Source organism: Acinetobacter piscicola, assembly GCF_015218165.1.
Lineage (GTDB): Bacteria > Pseudomonadota > Gammaproteobacteria > Pseudomonadales > Moraxellaceae > Acinetobacter > Acinetobacter piscicola_A.
Genome location: NZ_CP048659.1, coordinates 907,915 through 926,093, shown reverse-complemented (window position 1 = coordinate 926,093; position 18,179 = coordinate 907,915). Strand labels below are relative to the sequence as shown.

Sequence of the window (18,179 nt, the reverse complement as noted above, 5' to 3'; positions counted from 1 at the left end):
CCTGCTGTCCTAGGCTTGATTCATCAGAATCACAGCACCAGTCACCAAAAGGTTAACCAATGCAAGTGGTAAACATACTTTCCAACCAAAGTTCATCACTTGGTCATAACGAGGACGCATTAACGAACCACGTGCCAAGACAAACATCATCACAAAGAATGCTGTTTTTGCAATGAACCAGAACGCATCTGGAATGAATGGAATGTTTAAGTTAAATGGTGCTAACCATCCACCAAAGAATAAAGTCACGATCAAGGCAGAAATTAAGATGATGTTGACGTATTCAGCAACGAAGAACATCCCCCATTTCATACCACCGTACTCGACATGGTAACCTTCAGCCAATTCTTGTTCAGCTTCTGGTTGGTCAAATGGATGACGATGCGTTACCGCAACACCCGCAACCACGAAGATCATGAAACCAATGAATTGTGGAATCACAAACCAAACATCACGTTGTGCTTCTACGATTTCACGTAAGTTGAATGAGCCTGCAATTGCAACTACACCCATCAATGAAATACCCAAGAACACTTCATAAGAAATGGTTTGTGCAGCAGAACGTAAACCACCTAATAATGCATATTTGTTATTTGATGACCAACCACCGAATAACACGGCATACACTGCGATACCCGCCATTGCCATAAAAAACAATAAGCCAATGCTCATGTCTGCAACACCTAAATAAGGTGAAACAGGAATAACCATGAATGACAGTACCGCAGTTGCCATTGCAACTGCTGGTGCTAAACGGAAAGTCAGTTTATCAACAAACTTTGGTGTCCAGTCTTCCTTGAACATGATTTTCAACATGTCGGCAACAATCTGGAACATACCGCCCGGACCTACACGGTTCGGACCATAACGGTCTTGCCATAAACCGAGCAAACGGCGTTCAATGAACGACATTAGTGCTGCAAGCAACACCACAACCAACAAGATCACAATCGCTTGAATCACGCTATATGCGATTGGCCAATCTTGTGCCCATGTCGGGAGGGCGCGTAAAGTTTCGTTCATGAATTACACTCCTACCGCCACAGATACAGGCTCTGCAAGAGAAACGGTCGGCGCTTGTCCAACTGGATATCCGATATAACCTGTAGGTAAATACTCAATCACTTGAACTGGAAGACTGATTGAAGTCTCACCTGCTTTCACAGTAATTTTCTGACCATCTTGTACGTTCAAGCGTGCTGCATCTTGCTCACCCACAGCAAACATTGCTTCAGGAATACGAGATTCCATTGCAGGTGTTTTCACGGTGAATTCACCAGAAGCAAAAATATGGTGCATTGGCACTAAACGGAAGCTATCTGGGTTTGCCACAACTGCTGCTGGTGCAACATAACTCCGTGCTGGACGTTTAGGTAAACGATCGAATAGACGAACGCCAGAATCACCACCTTTTAAGTGACCACCCACTTCATCTTGGTATTTGTTCCAAGACTGTGGAGAGTTCCAACCTGGTGCCCATGCAAATGGAACCAATGCTGCAGGTGTCTGATTCCCCACATAACCTTCCATAGAGAACGTTAATGCTGAGTCGACATCGACTGGTTGTTTTGGCTCATGAACATTAAGTGGCGCACGCATCGCAGTACGACCTGAATAACGACGTGGTTCACGCGCAATTTTCAAACCATGTACACGATAGCCTGCATCAGGTGCAACATCTTGAATCGCTTCAAGTGCAGGTACATTATTCACAACGCTTTCAATCACGTCATCAAGTAATGTCCAAGAAATCGCTTTGCCTTTCACACCGGTTTCAATGGCATGTAACCAGCGCCATGATTCTTTGATTGCAAGTTCTGGTTTGTAGTAGCTTGGGTCATACACTTGATAGAAACGTTGTGCACGTCCTTCTTGTGAAACCACTGTACCATCACCTTCAGCGAAACTCGCAGCAGATAAAACAACATCCGCAGCTTTTACAGTTTCAGTTTCAGAATGGTCGAGTACAATCACGCTTTGCGCTTTATTAAGCGCGGCTTGAACTTGTGCAGCAGGTAAACGACGGAATAAGTCATTTTCCATGATGATGATTGAGTCATAATCTTGTGCAAATGCTTGTTCTAAGCTTAAACCACCAAACAATGCCAAGCCCATTGAGTTCACTTCAGGAACAGTCAATGTTAAACCTGCTGTTGAACCAAGATTCTGTGCAACTTGTGCAGCAGCTTCCATGATCGCAGCATCTTGTAAACTTGTACCCGAGATAATGAGTGGTTTTTTCGCAGCTTTTAATGTGTCAGCAATGGTTTGTGCAAATGCTTTTGCATCCTCATCTAAACCAAGAATCGCTTCACCTTTTACGCCCGCAGCAATCGCAAAACCTAAACGCGCAATGTCATTTGGAGAAGCAACCACTTCACCTGTCGCAACATCAGCAAGACGTGTTTGCGTCGCAGATAAGATGTAAATTGGAGATTTGGCATCTTGACCAATACGTTTAACAGGCTCTGCTAACCAATCTTGTGTACGACGTTCTGCAGCCATTTCTTTGGCTTTGTTTTTCGCAGCTTGGCGAACAGACAATGCCATACGTGGTGCAGTTTGCGTTAAGTCTTCACCTAAGATCAATACTGCATCGTAGCTTTCAATTTCACGCATACCTGGGTTATAAACACCCTCTGTTTGCATGATTGATGCAGCTAACTCAACCAAGTTTTGCTCTTTTTGAGACAGACCTGTTGAATAGTGCTCTTGACCCACCAACTCACGTAATGCGAAGTTTGACTCAAGTGATGCACGTGGCGAACCAATACCCAAGACTTTTTTGCCTTGAACATTTGCAATCACTGTATCCAATGCTGTATCGACTGAAACTGTTTCTACAGCAGTCCCTTTACGGAATTGTGGTTGACGAGGACGATCTTCACGGTTGACATAACCTGTACCGAAACGACCTTTATCGCAGAGGAAGTATTGGTTTACTTCGCCATTGAAACGGTTTTCTACACGACGTAGTTCACCATAACGTTCACCCGGAGAGATATTACAACCTGAAGAACAGCCTTGGCATACGCTCGGTGCGTATTGCATGTCCCATTTACGGTTATAACGTGCGGAGTGAGTTTTATCGGTAAATACACCTGTTGGACAAACTTCAGTCAAGTTACCCGAGAATTCAGACTCTAAAGTCCCTGACTCAGGACGACCAAAGTAAACACGTGACGCATTGGCATATACACCAAAGTCAGTACCGCCCGCATAGTCGTTATAGTAACGAACACAACGGTAACATGCGATACAACGGTTCATTTCATGTGCAATGAACGAACCTAATTCTTGGTTGTGATGTGTACGTTTAGTAAAACGATAACGACGACGATCGTGTTGTGTCATCACAGTCATATCTTGTAAATGACAATGACCACCCTCTTCACAGACTGGACAGTCGTGTGGGTGGTTGGTCATTAAGAACTCAACGATCGATTCACGAAACGATGTCGCTTCTTTATCTTCAATTGAGATATAGGTATTGTCAGATGCAGGCGTCATACATGACATGACTAAACGCCCACGCGTATCTTCAGGATTCGCGTATTGCGTCACAGCACATTGACGGCAAGAACCGACAGAACCTAAAGCTGGATGCCAACAAAAATATGGGATGTCGATGCCTAGACTCAAACATGCTTGTAGCAAGTTTTCCGAGCCATTGACTTCATACGATTTTCCATCGACATGAATTGTAGCCATAGTCGAATTCCTTAAGCTTGTTCTACGTTGCGGGTTTGAGCAGCTGCATTGACAACTTTCGCTTCAAACTCGCCACGGAAATGTTTGAGTGCGCCCATAAGTGGTTCCATCGCACCTGGAGCATGGGCACAGAAAGTTTTACCAATCCATAATTTACGGGTCAATTCCTGTAAATGATCGATATCTTCCTGTTTACCTTCACCATTCTCAAGTGCTTTAAGCGCTTTAACCGCCCAAGGTAAACCATCACGGCAAGGTGTACACCAACCACATGACTCACGCGCAAAGAACTCTTCCAAGTTACGTGTAGCTGAAACCATACATTGAGTTTCATCAACCACCATCAGCAAACACGTACCTAAACGTGAACCTGCTTTCATGATGCTTTCAGCATCCATAGGAAGGTCGATATGTTCAGCAGCCAAGAAGTCAGTCGATGCGCCACCTGGTAACCATGCTTTAAGTTTCAAGCCATCACGCATACCACCGGCATGATCTTCAATGACTTCACGTGCAGTTGTACCAAATGGTAATTCCCATAAACCTGGGAATTTCACTTTACCTGATGCACCGTAGATTTTCGTACCTGGATCTTTAGACTTGCCCGCAGACAAACCAATATACCACTCAGGTCCACGCAACATGATTGCGGGTAAGTTGTTGTACGTTTCTACGTTGTTTACAATCGTAGGACGACCCCAAGCCCCTGCAACTTGCGGGAATGGCGGTTTAGTACGTGGATTTGCACGACGACCTTCAAGTGAGTTAATCAATGCGGTTTCTTCACCACAGATATAACGACCTGCACCAGTATGTACGTGTAAATCAAAGCTCCATCCTGAATCCAAGATATTGTCACCCAAATAACCTTTAGCACGAATTTGTTCTAAAGCTTCATTTAAGTATTGTGCAGCTTCGATGTACTCACCACGAATGAAGATATAACCTTGCGTTGCTTCAAGGGTATAACCAGCAATCAACATCCCTTCGATCAATTGATGTGGAAGTTTTTCCATCAACAAACGGTCTTTAAATGTTCCTGGTTCCATTTCATCGGCATTACAGATCAGGTAACGTGGACCACCATCATTGGGTGCCATCAATGACCATTTAATCCCTGCTGGGAAACCTGCACCACCACGACCTTTTACGGTAGCAGCTTTAATCACTTCAAGCACATCTTTCGGCGGCATAGAAAGTGCTTTTTTAAAGCCTGCATAACCTTCAAGTGCTTCGTAGTCATCTGCACTACGAACAGACTCTTGCTTACTCAAACGCCAAGTTAATGGATGAGTTTCTGGGTTACCGTCGCCATAAATTGGTTTTGGTTCAGTATTCATACATACTTCTCCAATAACTGTTTAATTGATGTCACTTCAACCAAGCCGTGAGTATCTTCATCAATCATCAAGGTAGGACCTTTGTCACAATTTCCTAAGCAGCAAATCGGCAATAAAGTGAAACGACCATCAGCTGTCGTTTGACCATATTGAATACCCAATTCACGCTGGAATGCTTCTGCCAAAGTTTCCGCACCCATCAAGAAACATGCAATTGAATCACATAATAAAATTACGTGACGCCCCACAGGTTGACGGTAAATACGGTTATAGAACGTCGCTACACCTTCCAAATCAGCAACGCTAATTGTCAATAATTGAGCAATTGCATGCAACTGTGCATCATCCACCCAACCATTACGGCGTTGTACGCACTTTAAGGCATCCAAAGATGCAGCACGTGGGTATGGATAATGACCAATGTGATGTTCAATTTCGTGGATTTCTTCCGCAGTCAAAATCCCTTCAACATTCACACGTGGCTTTTTATCAGTCAAAATCATCATAATGCGTTTACCCCTTAGCGATCCACGTCAGCCATAACGACATCAATCGTCGCTAAATAAATGATCAAGTCAGATACAAGACTGCCGTTAATCACGGAAGGAATTTGCTGTAAATGCGTGAAGGTTGGTGTACGAATACGGGTACGGTAACTCATGGTTGACTTATCAGAAGTCAAATAGTAGTTCGATGCACCTTTTACCACTTCAGCCATCACAGATGCTTCACCTGCAGGCATTACAGGACCCCATGACACGCTCAAGAAGTGCGTAATCAAAGTTTCAATATCTTGTAAAGTCTTGTCTTTTGGTGGTGGAACTGCCAAAGGATGATCCGCTTTATAAGGACCAGATGGCATATTATCCAAGCACTGTTTTATGATTTTTAATGATTCTTCGATTTCACGATAGTGAACCATCACACGCGCATACGCATCGCCTTCATACTCAACAGGAATTTCGAAGTCATAATTTTCGTAACCACTGTATGGACGATATTTACGAACATCGAAATCAATCCCTGTCGCACGTAGACCAGTACCTGTTACACCCCAAGCCAATGCAGATTTCGCATCGTATTGTGCAACATTACGCGTACGACCAATAAACACTGAGTTTTTCAATGCTGCAGTATGGTATTCCTTCAAACGTTTTGGCATCCATTCGAGAATTTCACGAATCAGTTTTTGCCAGTTGTTTGGAAGATCATGCGCTGTACCACCGATACGGAACCATGCTGGGTGCATACGGAAACCTGTGATCGCTTCAATCGCGTCATAGATTTTTTGACGGTCAGCAAACATATAGAATACTGGGGTCATACCACCCGCATCCTGAATCGCAGTACCGATATACAACAAGTGGTTATTGATACGGAACAGTTCAGACATCATGACACGGATACATTGTGCACGGTCAGGAACAGTGATTCCCGCCATTTGCTCCACACCCATCACATAAGGCATGTTTTGCGCACAACCACCTAAGTAGTCCACACGGTCTGTATAGGGAATGAAGGAATGCCAAGTCTGACGCTCAGCCATCTTTTCCACACCACGGTGGTGATAACCAATATCAGGCACACAATCTTTCACTTCTTCACCGTCCAACTGCAAGATCACACGGAACGCACCATGTGCAGATGGATGGTTAGGACCCAAGTTCAAGAACATGAAATCTTCGTCGTCATTACCACGAGTTAGACCCCAATCTTCAGGTACAAAACGAAGATGTTCTTGTTCGAAATCTTGTTTAGCCTTGTCTTGCATATACGGCGTATATTCAGTCGCACGTGCGGAATATTCTTTACGTAATGGATGACCTTCCCAATACGTTGGTAACAAAATACGACGGAGCATTGGATGCCCTTCGAAATTGATCCCAAACATATCGTAAGCTTCACGTTCGTACCAGTTGGCATTCGGCCAAATATTGGTCGCTGTTGGAATGTTAATATCATTCTCATTCAACGCAACTTTAATACGAATATCACTATTGCGTTCTAACGATAACAAGTGGTAAAACACTGTAAAGTCAGATGCAGGCAATCCATCACGGTGTGTACGTAAACGCTCATCTACTGCAGACAAGTCAAATAGCATCACGTATGGACGTGATACTGTACGCAAGTACATTAAAACTTCTTGTACACGTGCGCGCTCAACCCAGACCGTTGGAAAATCTTCAAACGTTGGTTGCACGTAAAAGTTCTCACCAAATTTGGTTTTGAGATCTTCTACAATCGCAAATGCTGGGCGTGAATCAACAGGAGTCGATTCTGGCATAGCAATTTCAGTTTCAGCCATTGGCTTGGCTTCCTATTTAATACAAATTCTGTCAAATTTCCCGATGATCACAGCCTTCAGCTATGTCAAACATTCATCAGAAAAAATTACTCAATTTCATCCATAGAGCGTAAGTTTTTCACTGCAATACGTTCAGCGTTCTTACGGTCGCGTTCTGGCATCATCTTTGGCTTATACACTGGCTGAAGATCATCACCGATTACCGCTGAAAGCGGACGACGTTCTAATTGAATTTGGTCTTGCAATAACATCAGCGCTTGAATCAATGCTTCTGGACGCGGTGGGCAACCTGGCACATAAACGTCGACAGGAATGATCTTATCCACACCTTGTACAACTGAATAGATATCGTACATACCACCAGAGTTTGCACATGCACCCATTGAGATCACCCATTTAGGTTCAAGCATTTGCTCGTACAAACGCTGAATTACAGGTGCCATTTTAACAAAGCATGTTCCTGCAACGATCATCAAGTCTGCCTGACGTGGTGAAGCACGAATAACCTCAGCACCGAAACGTGACAAGTCGTGCACACCTGTTAAGGTAGTTGCATACTCTACATAACAGCAAGAAGTACCAAAGTTAAAAGGCCATAATGAATTTTTACGGCCCCAGTTAACAGCTGTATGTGCCAAATCCTCTAAACGAGTCATAAACACATTTTTATTCACTTCTTCTTCAAGCGGATCTGTAACAATCTGACGATCTTGAAGTGGATATTGATCAGCTTCTGGATTCGCACGGGTTAATGTATATTTCATTCCCGACTTACTCCTTATTCAGTGACATAGTCGGTGTTTTCGATTTAACACGACCAGATGATTGAGCTGGAATCGTACCAGTAGGATCAACAACCAACTCTTCAATAGAATTGAAGCGTGTGATTTCAGCAAGATCCATATTTGGCGAACCTATCTTAGCTTTAATTCCTGCTGCCTTGCGCTTATCAGAAGGTGACCAATTTAAAGCCCCTGTAGATAATTCATAAATCAAACCAACAAGTAAAACTAAAATAAACACAGCAGCCGCTGCAAATCCTATCCAACCTACTTCACGAACAGAGTTTGCCCATGCATATAGATAAAGTGCTTCTAAGTCGAACACGACAAAGAAGATTGCAACCAAATAGAATTTTGCAGATAAGCGGATACGTGCACCACCAGCACCTACCACACCTGATTCAAATTGCTCTTGCTTCGCACGCCCCCATGCTTTACCCCCAAGGAGTAAAGGGACTGTGAGCATAAAGACACATAGAAATGTAACGCCGATCACGAAGGCAATGATTGCCCAATCGTATGGAGTAATGGCACTCATGCGGGGATAACTCCTGGCAGGCCTATTATTAACAAAGAATGTATGTATTGGCCTAAAAATACACCAAACACAAAATAAATCTGAACAATTGTACCCGATTGGTATCATCTCTTGCTAGTTTATAACTATAAGTCTTTTGGATGATTTTTTAGTCTTTTGGGGTATTGACATATATTTCAGACTCATACAATGCCTAATAATCGTATTATTAAATCAACAATACAAAAATAATAAGTTTTTCCAAACACATACCCTTTCTTTTGATTTTTTATCTTAAATCATTTACTTAATTTTAAACTCTATCTAATTTTTATGTCTAATTTTCCATATTTTCACAATTTCATGCCTTTTTTATAGCAAAAATTAACCGCAAAGATATTTAAAATATTTTGTTACATTCTTCAAAAAAAACCAAATGCAAAACCAATTAAAAATCTTAGAATTATCAAATAAAGATAATATATACAAAATTAAATACAAATTATTAAATTAAAAACCATTAAATTATCAAAAATATTTTACAATCGACACAGCTGACCAACACTTTACGATTACATAAAGAAATATTGCCTACTTCTCACCTACCTTAAGGACAATGCACCACAAAAGACACGACTCAAAAATGATAAAATTTAAGCAAGTTTTATTTTTCAATTCAATAACACCCCATTAATAAAGTTTATACAATTCATTAAGTTGTTCTGTGTATGCTAGAAAATAATAATAAGGAGTACAACACATGAGCATGAACTTTGCACACAAACCCAATTATTTTTTATTTGCTCAATTATTAGTTCGTCATATTGAGGGGTATATCAAAAAACATCCCGATGCCAATAATGCAATCTTCGATTTACGTGATATTTATGAGCTTTTTCGTCAAGATTTAGCCTCAACCACCACCAATTTAGAGGGTATTTTAAATATTGCAGACGAATATACGATTGACACCCTACATGGCGATCAAAAAATTATTAGCGAATATAAAATTGATGCTGAACAAAATAGCTTATTGATTGATTTTAATCCTGATGCGCTACAAGCTTTACGTGATGGCAAACCGATCATTGCACCTGATGCAACCTTACACCAATAAGTTAAATGCCTCTCAATGAAAAACTCGCAATGAAAACTAAAAAAGCACCGAAATCGGTGCTTTTTTTACAACAGGACTTAAACAAGCCCTATCACTAATTACTTCACTTTAAGTTTATTTCTATGTGCCGGCCAAGACATTTTAAAACGTGCACCACCTAAAGTTGGGCTTCCATCGACCTCAATCGTCCCACCAAACCAATAGGCGATTCGACTGACAATTGACAACCCTAAACCATAACCACCAGAAGCACGTGTACGACTGTCATCTAAACGAGCAAAGGCTTCAAAAATACGTTTACGATCTTCCTCAGGAATGCCCGGTCCATCATCTTCAACACAAACATAAGCCATACCTGTATCCGCATCAACACCACCACTAATATAAATACGATCATCGCAATAACGAATCGCATTACCGACTAAGTTTTGTACCACACGATGTAAATAACGGCGTTCTGCTTCCACGACTACATCACTAGACAATGGAACAAGATGTATTTCTTTTTGAGTTTTCAAGGCTTCTGTTTCAACAGCAACCTGATCTAACACATCGACCAAAATAATTTTTTCAAAATTAAGAGATGGCGTACCCTGCTCAAGCTTAGCATAGGTCATGATTTCATCAATTAACGTATTTAAAGCTTCAATATCTTTATCAATCATTTCCATCTGTTGCAAACGATATTCATAATCGTCTTCGTCTGCCAACATTTCCATACCAAAACGGATTCGAGCAACAGGGGTTCGCAATTCATGCGAAACTGCACGCATCAACTCCCTTTGTGCTTCGATCAAGCGTTGAATGTGGTCTGACATACTATTATAGCTTGTGGCTAAGCTTGCTAACTCATCATGCCCTTCTACAGGCACCCGTTGTGACATATCACCTGTCTTCATGACATCCAAGGCATCATTCACCTGTTTCAGTTTACGTTGCATTGGCACAATCAAGCCATAAACCCCCAGACACAGTAAAAACATACTGAGCAAGGTGATACCTGCAGCAAGTTTTACTGGCATCCAATTAAACATAGGTACTGGACCGATCACGAGCGCATCAGTTGGAGAGCTTGGCAAAGGAGAAACTATAGATATAGTTGTACCACGTACGGTTGCACTGTCGCGCCATAAAATAACAGGCTGATCTGAACGCAAACGTCCAAGTTGCTCAGGATCTAAATTAAGCCCCGAAACCTTTTCTACACCCACATGGTAGTAAAAATGTTGCTGAATTTTTTTCAGATACTCCTGCTCTTGCCCCGGATAGTAGACCAAATAATCCATGATAAAGACAGGAAGAGCTTTCATTTGTCGCTCTGCAAACTGATCAACTTTAATATATAAATAATGTTTAGGATCATTACGAATGCCTAAAACTAAATACGCAATACCATGTTCAGCATCATAACGTACAACAGCTTTTTGACTTTCTATACGTTTATTTTCAGTGCGAGAAAGTTCAACTTTACTGGCATCAACATAATGAATAGGAAGTTCTAATAAGTCGGAAGCATCTGAAATCCAATCTATTCTTTGTTGTTCAGTCTGTTGACGTGCCACCCCCTCACTGATGACATAAGAAATACCATCCGTTAGAGATTCACGATATTCTTGCGCACGTTGATAATTAATAATCTGAACAAGCAAATAGCCAAATAAAGCAACTAAGACGACAAGAATAACTAATCCTGCGTAAATACGCAGGAATATGCTGTGTTTGGACACGAAAACAACCTTATATAGAGCTAAATCCCTAACCAGAAAATAGCATTACATCCCATTTGTTTCTTTAACAAATAAGTACCCTTTACTACGTACAGTTTTAATGCGTTTTGGATTTTCAGGATCATCACCAATTTTTGGACGAATACGTGAAATACGCACATCAATCGAACGGTCTTGACCATCATATTCAATCCCACGCAGACGTTCAAAAATATCTTCACGTGACAAAATTCGTCCAGCATTAGATGCCAACAACCATAAAAGGTCATATTCTGCACTGGTGAAATCGACTAGCTCGCCGTTTAAAGTTACAGAACGACCACCGTTATCAATCACAAGATCATCAAACTCAATACGTTGTACTACTTCATCTTCTGGCGCTTTGTCTGTACGACGCAGTAAGGCACGAATACGCGCTAAAAGCACACGAGGTTGTACAGGTTTAGCAACATAGTCATCTGCACCCATTTCCAAACCAAGCACTTGATCCATATCTTCCGTACGAGCAGTCAACATCAAAATCGGTTGATGATAATGTGGACGAACTTCACGACAAACGGTTAAACCATCTGCACCTGGTAGCATCACATCTAGCACCACCATATCAGGTTGTTCAGCAATAATACGACGAATTGCACGGTTGCCGTCTGGCTCTACCCCAACCTCTAGCCCATTACGGATTAAATACTCTTGTGTTAAACGGGCTAAACGCTCATCATCTTCTACAATTAAAATTTTTGGTAACTTTTCTTCTTGGCTCATCTATTTGCCCCTGTATTTGACTTTGTGTCTGCTACAAATCTCGCAGATTCAACACACTATGCTTTGCAATATACACACGTTTACATTGTAAACAAGACCCTATTCACCAAACTGATACATGACAGTAGCATTTTGTTATATTTTATTAACTATTGAATTGTAGATAGTTTTCTATCACACCTTTGATGTTTTTTAAATTTATTCTATTTTTTACTACGCTAAGGCACGTTTTTTATACAATTTATTTCATTGTACACATTCTGTCTTTTTAAACGCACTGTTTTTAGTTATCCACAAGGTTATCTATAAGCAGCTTTTACAGAGTTTGCTATGCTATGCCCTTGTCTAATAAGGCATATATAAAAACTCCACAAGAGACCCTAAATATTGCAATTTTTTTTCAACTTTTTCAGAAAGAAAATTATCGAAATGTCAATATTGATCTCCCCTAATTTTTACCGTATCTTGTGTCCTAATTTACATTAAACCACTAAGTATTGTGTTTAGTCCTCAAACATCTCGACAACATATTTCTTCTATGTTGCTGCGATTCAAATGGTCCATAAACATAACAATGATGACAATGGAGCTACGCTGACAATGAACGCCATTACAACCCCAGGTCTACTTCAAGTGATTAAACGCACTGGTGATGTAGCCGCTTTTGATGCAGATAAAATTTCTGTAGCAATTGGTAAAGCTTTTTTGGCTGTAGAGGGTCAACAAAGTGCAGATTCAAGCCGTATTCATGATCGCATCACTCAGCTCACTGAGATGGTAATGAATACTTTTAATCGTCGTTTACCTTCAGGCGGAACAATTCACATTGAAGAGATTCAAGACCAAGTTGAATTGGCGCTTATGCGTACTGGCGAACAAAAAGTTGCTCGTGCTTATGTGATCTATCGTGAACAACGTTCTGAAGCACGTAAACAAACAGGTGCACATCACCACCCTACTTTACAAATCACAGATGCGAATGGTCAGCTACAGCCTCTAGATTTGGGCAAACTTCAAGCCACGATTGAAAAAGCAAGTGAAGGCTTAGAAGGCATCAATGTTCAAGCCATTGTCGATGAAACAGTTAAAAACTTATATAACGGTGTAAAACAGTCAGACATCTCAACCACGATGATGATGGCAACACGTACACGTATTGAACAAGAACCGAACTATACTTATGTGACTGCACGTTTACTCCGTGATGATTTGGTTGCAACAGGTCTTAAATTTTTAGGTCTTTCTGAAGAGACCTTAGAAAATGATGCTTTAGAAACCTACTTAAACAAAGGTGTTGAGTTAGAGCTGTTATCTGCTGACTTATTGAACTTTGACCTTAAAAAATTGGCAGCAGCGATCAAACCTGAGCGTTCAAACCAATTTACCTATTTAGGCCTGCAAACTTTATTTGACCGTTACTTCATTCACTCAGATGGCGTGCGTTTTGAACTTCCTCAATTGTTCTTTATGCGTGTTTCAATGGGACTTGCGTTAAACGAAGAGAATAAAGAAGAACGTGCAATCGAATTCTATGACTTATTGTCTAGTTTCGACTATATGGCATCTACACCAACATTATTTAACTCTGGTACTTTACGTCCACAGTTGTCGAGTTGCTACCTCACAACAATCCAAGATGACCTATATGACATCTATGGTGCGATGCGTGACAATGCCCTTCTTTCTAAATGGGCAGGTGGTTTAGGCAATGACTGGACACCAGTACGTGCTTTAAACTCGTACATCAAAGGAACAAATGGTAAATCTCAAGGTGTAGTGCCTTTCCTTAAAGTTGCCAACGATACTGCAGTTGCAGTCAACCAAGGTGGTAAACGTAAAGGTGCGGTATGTGCATACCTTGAAACTTGGCACTTGGACATTGAAGAATTCCTAGAGCTTCGTAAAAACACAGGTGATGACCGTCGTCGTACACACGATATGAATACTGCGAACTGGGTTCCAGACTTGTTCATGCAACGTGTCTTTGAAGATGCTGAATGGACTTTATTCACACCATCTGAAACACCTGACTTACATGATTTGACTGGTGCAGAATTCGCTGAACGCTATGCGTACTACGAAGGCATTGCCAAAGAAAAAAACATGCTTCATAAGAAAATCCGTGCGAAAGACTTATGGCGCAAAATGTTGTCAATGTTGTTTGAAACTGGTCACCCTTGGATCACATTCAAAGACGTATGTAACCTACGTTCACCACAACAACACGTGGGTGTCGTACATTCTTCTAACTTATGTACAGAAATCACTTTAAATACCAATAAAGATGAAATCGCAGTATGTAACTTAGGTTCGATCAACCTTGTTCAACACGTACAAGGTGGCAAACTCGACCGTGAAAAACTAGCACGTACAGTTAAAACTGCGGTTCGCATGTTGGATAACGTAATTGACATCAACTACTACGCAGTTGAACAAGCACGTAATTCAAACTTGAAACACCGTCCAGTGGGTATGGGGATCATGGGCTTCCAAGATGCTTTATATGAAATGAAGCTTGCTTATGGTTCTGATGAAGCTGTCGATTTTGCAGATGAATCGATGGAAGTCATCAGCTACTACGCAATTGAAACTTCAAGCAACTTGGCTGTTGAACGTGGTGTTTATTCAACATTTAAAGGTTCATTGTGGGATCAAGGGATTCTACCAATCGACTCTTTAGACATCGTTGCTAAATCACGTCCTGAACGCATGTTCGAAGTTGACCGTACAACTCGTTTGGATTGGGACACTTTACGTGCCAAAGTTCAAAAAGACGGTATGCGTAACTCAAATGTGATGGCGATTGCACCAACTGCGACTATTTCAAATATTTGTGGTGTATCTCAGTCTATCGAACCAACATTCCAAAACTTGTATGTAAAATCTAACCTTTCTGGTGAATTTACAGTGATCAACCCGTACTTAGTACGTGCGTTAAAAGATCGTGGTCTTTGGGACTCTGTGATGGTCAATGACTTGAAACATTTCGAAGGTTCAGTACAAAAAATTGCACGTATTCCTGAAGAATTAAAAGCCATTTTTGCCACTGCATTTGAAGTTGAACCACGTTGGATCGTTGATGCTGCGTCACGTCGTCAAAAATGGATCGACCAAGCGCAATCGCTTAACCTTTACATCTCAGGTGCAAATGGTAAGAAACTTGACCTAACTTATAAGATGGCTTGGTTACGCGGTCTTAAAACGACTTACTATCTCCGTGCATTGGGTGCAACTTCTGCTGAAAAATCTACCATCAATACGGGTGCATTGAACGCAGTTAAGCCAACTACGGTTGCAGCGCCTGTTGCTGAAGCTAAACCTGTTGCTCCTGCTGAGGAAGAAGGTTTCGCCAACGCTGCTCCAGTTCCACAAGCATGTTCAATCGACAATCCTGATTGCGAAGCTTGTCAGTAATTAACTAAAGGTATCTACTCAGAATATAGGCTACGCTAGTGGCCTCTCTGAAAATTTCAAACGTGGCTACGTGGCATAGTTATTTAGAATGAATAATTATGAAAAAAGAAATAGATATCTTTGGATGGAAATACAAACCATCTGTTAGAGAAATGACAGTAATTCAATCCATGATGGTACTAACAGTAATGTGCTTAATACTTACTAAAGGATTAAGATCGCCTTTCGCCTACAAAATATATGGCGGTATAAGCATTCTAAGTGGATTAGTATTCAGTGTTAAAACGTTTTTTTACTAAAAATCATCCGTGATTTTTAGTTTTAGCAAATTTACAGAGGCTAAGAGATGCTCCATTTAAGTCATAACTATGAGTTAGGCATAATTGTCCTGATCTTAGCCTTTTTAGTTTTTTATGTACCTATGGCATACGCATTCTTTGCCATTCGTAAGCAACAAAAGCGTAAGCAAAATAAGTAGTGTGGATATCTAATCTTTCGAACAAGATTAGAACAATCATCGGCAAAACTTAATTTTGCTTACACAGAATGAGCGTATAGTAGGACATCTCTCGTTTGAGATGTCTAAATAAAAGATATAAAGCAACGAAGAGAGAATTGATATGTCTATCCTAAGTTGGGACGATTTCGAAGATGATGAACCGAAACAAGCTGCACAAGCTCACCAGCCTGCGCCCGTCGAACCGAAAAAAACGACTGATTCGCAAGTGGTATCTGATGCACAGCACGCATCGTCGACTGTGGCAGCTACACAACCCGCTCGAACCTATTCAGCAGGAACAACAAATTCAGCCGATCCATTGGCAAGAGCATCTAACGCTCTAGAAACCTTAGACGTTGCACCAGGCTTAGAAGAGCTTGAAATGGGTGCGCAACGTGTTCAAGTTGATGATAAAGCGATGATCAACTGTCGTGCTGACTTAAATCAACTTGTACCATTCAAATACGAATGGGCTTGGCAAAAATATCTTGACGGATGTGCAAACCACTGGATGCCTCAAGAAGTCAACATGAACCACGACATCGCACTTTGGAAGTCTGAAAATGGCTTAACTGAAGATGAGCGTACCATTGTTATGCGTTCTTTAGGTTTCTTCTCGACTGCTGACTCTTTGGTAGCAAACAACTTAGTATTAGCGATTTACCGTCATATTACTAACCCAGAATGCCGTCAATACATTTTGCGTCAAGCATTTGAAGAAGCAATTCATACCCATGCTTACCAATACTGTATCGAATCTTTAGGTATGGATGAAGGCGAAGTCTTCAATATGTACCGTGAAGTTCCATCAGTAGCGCGTAAAGCAGCTTGGGGCTTGAAATATACGCAGTCTTTAAGTGATCCTACGTTCAAAACAGGCACACCTGAAAATGATCAAATCTTACTTCGTAACTTGATCGCATTCTATTGTGTACTTGAAGGTATTTTCTTCTACTGTGGTTTCAGCCAAATCTTGTCGATGGGTCGTCGTAACAAGATGAATGGTGTTGCTGAGCAATTCCAATACATCTTACGTGATGAGTCTATGCACTTGAATTTTGGGATCGACATGATCAACCAAATCAAGATCGAAAATCCACACTTATGGACAGCTGAGTTCCAAGAAGAAATTATTCAAATGATTCTTGAAGGTACGATGCTTGAGATTGAATACGCACGTGACACCATGCCACGCGGTGTATTAGGCATGAATGCGGCAATGATGGAAGAATATTTAAAATTCATTGCAAACCGTCGTTTAGCTCAATTAGGCTTACCTGAACAATTCACTGGTGTGAATAACCCATTCCAATGGATGTCTGAAATGATGGACTTACGTAAAGAGAAGAATTTCTTCGAAACACGTGTAACAGACTATCAGACTGGTGGTGCGTTAAGCTGGTAAGCTTGTGCCTCCGTATTCTCATCAATAAAAAAGGCGCTTTCTAGCGCCTTTTCTTTTACTCAAATATTATGCAGGAATACGTAATACTTGACCTGGAAAAATATCATCCGCATTTTTTAACAATGGACGATTAGCTTCAAAAATTTTGTTGTACTGATTCGCATCACCATAAAATTCTTTCGAAATTTTAGATAAGTTATCACCAGATTTAACTGTATAAAACTTGCTTTCCGGTTCTGGGGTCGCTACGGTCAACTGATCATCTACCTGTGCAACATGGTCGATGTTTCCAACAGCCAAAATAATCTTTTCTTTGTCTGCCTGAGTTTGCACTTGCCCTTTTACGGTTGCCAAATCTGAAGCACCATTATAAGTCACAGATAAACCTGCTACAGGCAAGCCTAATGCTTTGATATGACCCAATAATTTATTTGCAATTTCTTGTGCAGATGGTTCAGCAGGAGTTGTTGGTGCTGCCTGTGGTTCAGCAGGTGCTGTATTTTTTTTACCGATACCTTTTACAAAATCAAAAAGACCCATTATGTTTCTCCGTATAAATTTAAGTTTTATTTAATCAAGGATTATAAAAATTTGTAC

14 protein-coding genes are annotated in these 18,179 nt (G+C 40.9%); 4 read left to right on the top strand and 10 right to left on the bottom strand.

Annotated elements, in window-relative coordinates; genetic code table 11:
* Nucleotides 1–9: 9 nt before the first annotated feature.
* The 7 genes from nuoH to ndhC form a co-directional block, all read right to left on the bottom strand.
* The gene (nuoH, locus tag G0028_RS04450; RefSeq protein WP_130073927.1) at nucleotides 10–1,023 is read right to left on the bottom strand and encodes an NADH-quinone oxidoreductase subunit NuoH; all 1,014 of its coding nucleotides are present in this window, start codon (nucleotides 1,021–1,023) and stop codon (nucleotides 10–12) included.
* A gap of 3 nt (nucleotides 1,024–1,026) precedes the next feature.
* Complete coding sequence (gene nuoG, locus G0028_RS04445) at nucleotides 1,027–3,711, bottom strand: NADH-quinone oxidoreductase subunit NuoG (RefSeq protein WP_180045879.1); 2,685 nt, start codon at nucleotides 3,709–3,711, stop codon at nucleotides 1,027–1,029.
* An 11-nt stretch (nucleotides 3,712–3,722) separates the two neighbouring features.
* On the bottom strand, nucleotides 3,723–5,051 hold the full coding sequence (nuoF, locus tag G0028_RS04440) for an NADH-quinone oxidoreductase subunit NuoF (RefSeq protein WP_130073929.1): 1,329 nt from the start codon (nucleotides 5,049–5,051) through the stop codon (nucleotides 3,723–3,725).
* Nucleotides 5,048–5,557, bottom strand: a complete 510-nt coding sequence (gene nuoE / locus G0028_RS04435; protein WP_130073930.1) for an NADH-quinone oxidoreductase subunit NuoE — start codon at nucleotides 5,555–5,557, stop codon at nucleotides 5,048–5,050. Before nuoE ends, nuoF begins: the two co-directional genes overlap by 4 nt.
* 14 nt (nucleotides 5,558–5,571) lie before the next feature.
* The gene (gene nuoC / locus G0028_RS04430; protein ID WP_174493164.1) at nucleotides 5,572–7,359 is read right to left on the bottom strand and encodes an NADH-quinone oxidoreductase subunit C/D; all 1,788 of its coding nucleotides are present in this window, start codon (nucleotides 7,357–7,359) and stop codon (nucleotides 5,572–5,574) included.
* An 86-nt stretch (nucleotides 7,360–7,445) separates the two neighbouring features.
* The gene (locus tag G0028_RS04425; protein ID WP_130073932.1) at nucleotides 7,446–8,123 is read right to left on the bottom strand and encodes a NuoB/complex I 20 kDa subunit family protein; all 678 of its coding nucleotides are present in this window, start codon (nucleotides 8,121–8,123) and stop codon (nucleotides 7,446–7,448) included.
* Nucleotides 8,124–8,130: 7 nt separating this feature from the next.
* Nucleotides 8,131–8,679 carry an NADH-quinone oxidoreductase subunit A gene (gene ndhC, locus G0028_RS04420; protein ID WP_130073933.1) on the bottom strand — a complete coding sequence of 183 codons (549 nt, stop codon included), beginning with the start codon at nucleotides 8,677–8,679 and terminating at the stop codon, nucleotides 8,131–8,133.
* A 739-nt stretch (nucleotides 8,680–9,418) separates the two neighbouring features.
* On the opposite strand from ndhC, the gene G0028_RS04415 reads away from it, so the two are divergent.
* On the top strand, nucleotides 9,419–9,775 hold the full coding sequence (locus tag G0028_RS04415) for a hypothetical protein (RefSeq protein ID WP_180045881.1): 357 nt from the start codon (nucleotides 9,419–9,421) through the stop codon (nucleotides 9,773–9,775).
* A 98-nt stretch (nucleotides 9,776–9,873) separates the two neighbouring features.
* On the opposite strand, the gene bfmS is transcribed toward G0028_RS04415, so the two are convergent.
* Nucleotides 9,874–11,502 (bottom strand): sensor histidine kinase BfmS, encoded by a 1,629-nt coding sequence (gene bfmS, locus G0028_RS04410; protein WP_227554769.1) that lies wholly within the window; start codon nucleotides 11,500–11,502, stop codon nucleotides 9,874–9,876.
* Nucleotides 11,503–11,547: 45 nt separating this feature from the next.
* Nucleotides 11,548–12,264 carry a response regulator transcription factor BfmR gene (gene bfmR, locus G0028_RS04405; RefSeq protein WP_130073936.1) on the bottom strand — a complete coding sequence of 239 codons (717 nt, stop codon included), beginning with the start codon at nucleotides 12,262–12,264 and terminating at the stop codon, nucleotides 11,548–11,550.
* Between the two features lie 555 nt (nucleotides 12,265–12,819).
* On the opposite strand from bfmR, the gene G0028_RS04400 reads away from it, so the two are divergent.
* From G0028_RS04400 to G0028_RS04390, 3 genes are all read left to right on the top strand, one after another.
* Complete coding sequence (locus tag G0028_RS04400) at nucleotides 12,820–15,678, top strand: ribonucleoside-diphosphate reductase subunit alpha (protein WP_180045883.1); 2,859 nt, start codon at nucleotides 12,820–12,822, stop codon at nucleotides 15,676–15,678.
* A 346-nt stretch (nucleotides 15,679–16,024) separates the two neighbouring features.
* On the top strand, nucleotides 16,025–16,156 hold the full coding sequence (locus G0028_RS04395) for a preprotein translocase subunit YajC (RefSeq protein ID WP_130073938.1): 132 nt from the start codon (nucleotides 16,025–16,027) through the stop codon (nucleotides 16,154–16,156).
* A 142-nt stretch (nucleotides 16,157–16,298) separates the two neighbouring features.
* On the top strand, nucleotides 16,299–17,582 hold the full coding sequence (locus G0028_RS04390; RefSeq protein WP_180045885.1) for a ribonucleotide-diphosphate reductase subunit beta: 1,284 nt from the start codon (nucleotides 16,299–16,301) through the stop codon (nucleotides 17,580–17,582).
* A gap of 66 nt (nucleotides 17,583–17,648) precedes the next feature.
* Here G0028_RS04390 and lysM read toward each other — a convergent pair whose 3' ends face one another.
* On the bottom strand, nucleotides 17,649–18,122 hold the full coding sequence (lysM, locus tag G0028_RS04385; protein ID WP_180045887.1) for a peptidoglycan-binding protein LysM: 474 nt from the start codon (nucleotides 18,120–18,122) through the stop codon (nucleotides 17,649–17,651).
* Between the last annotated feature and the right edge of the window lie 57 nt (nucleotides 18,123–18,179).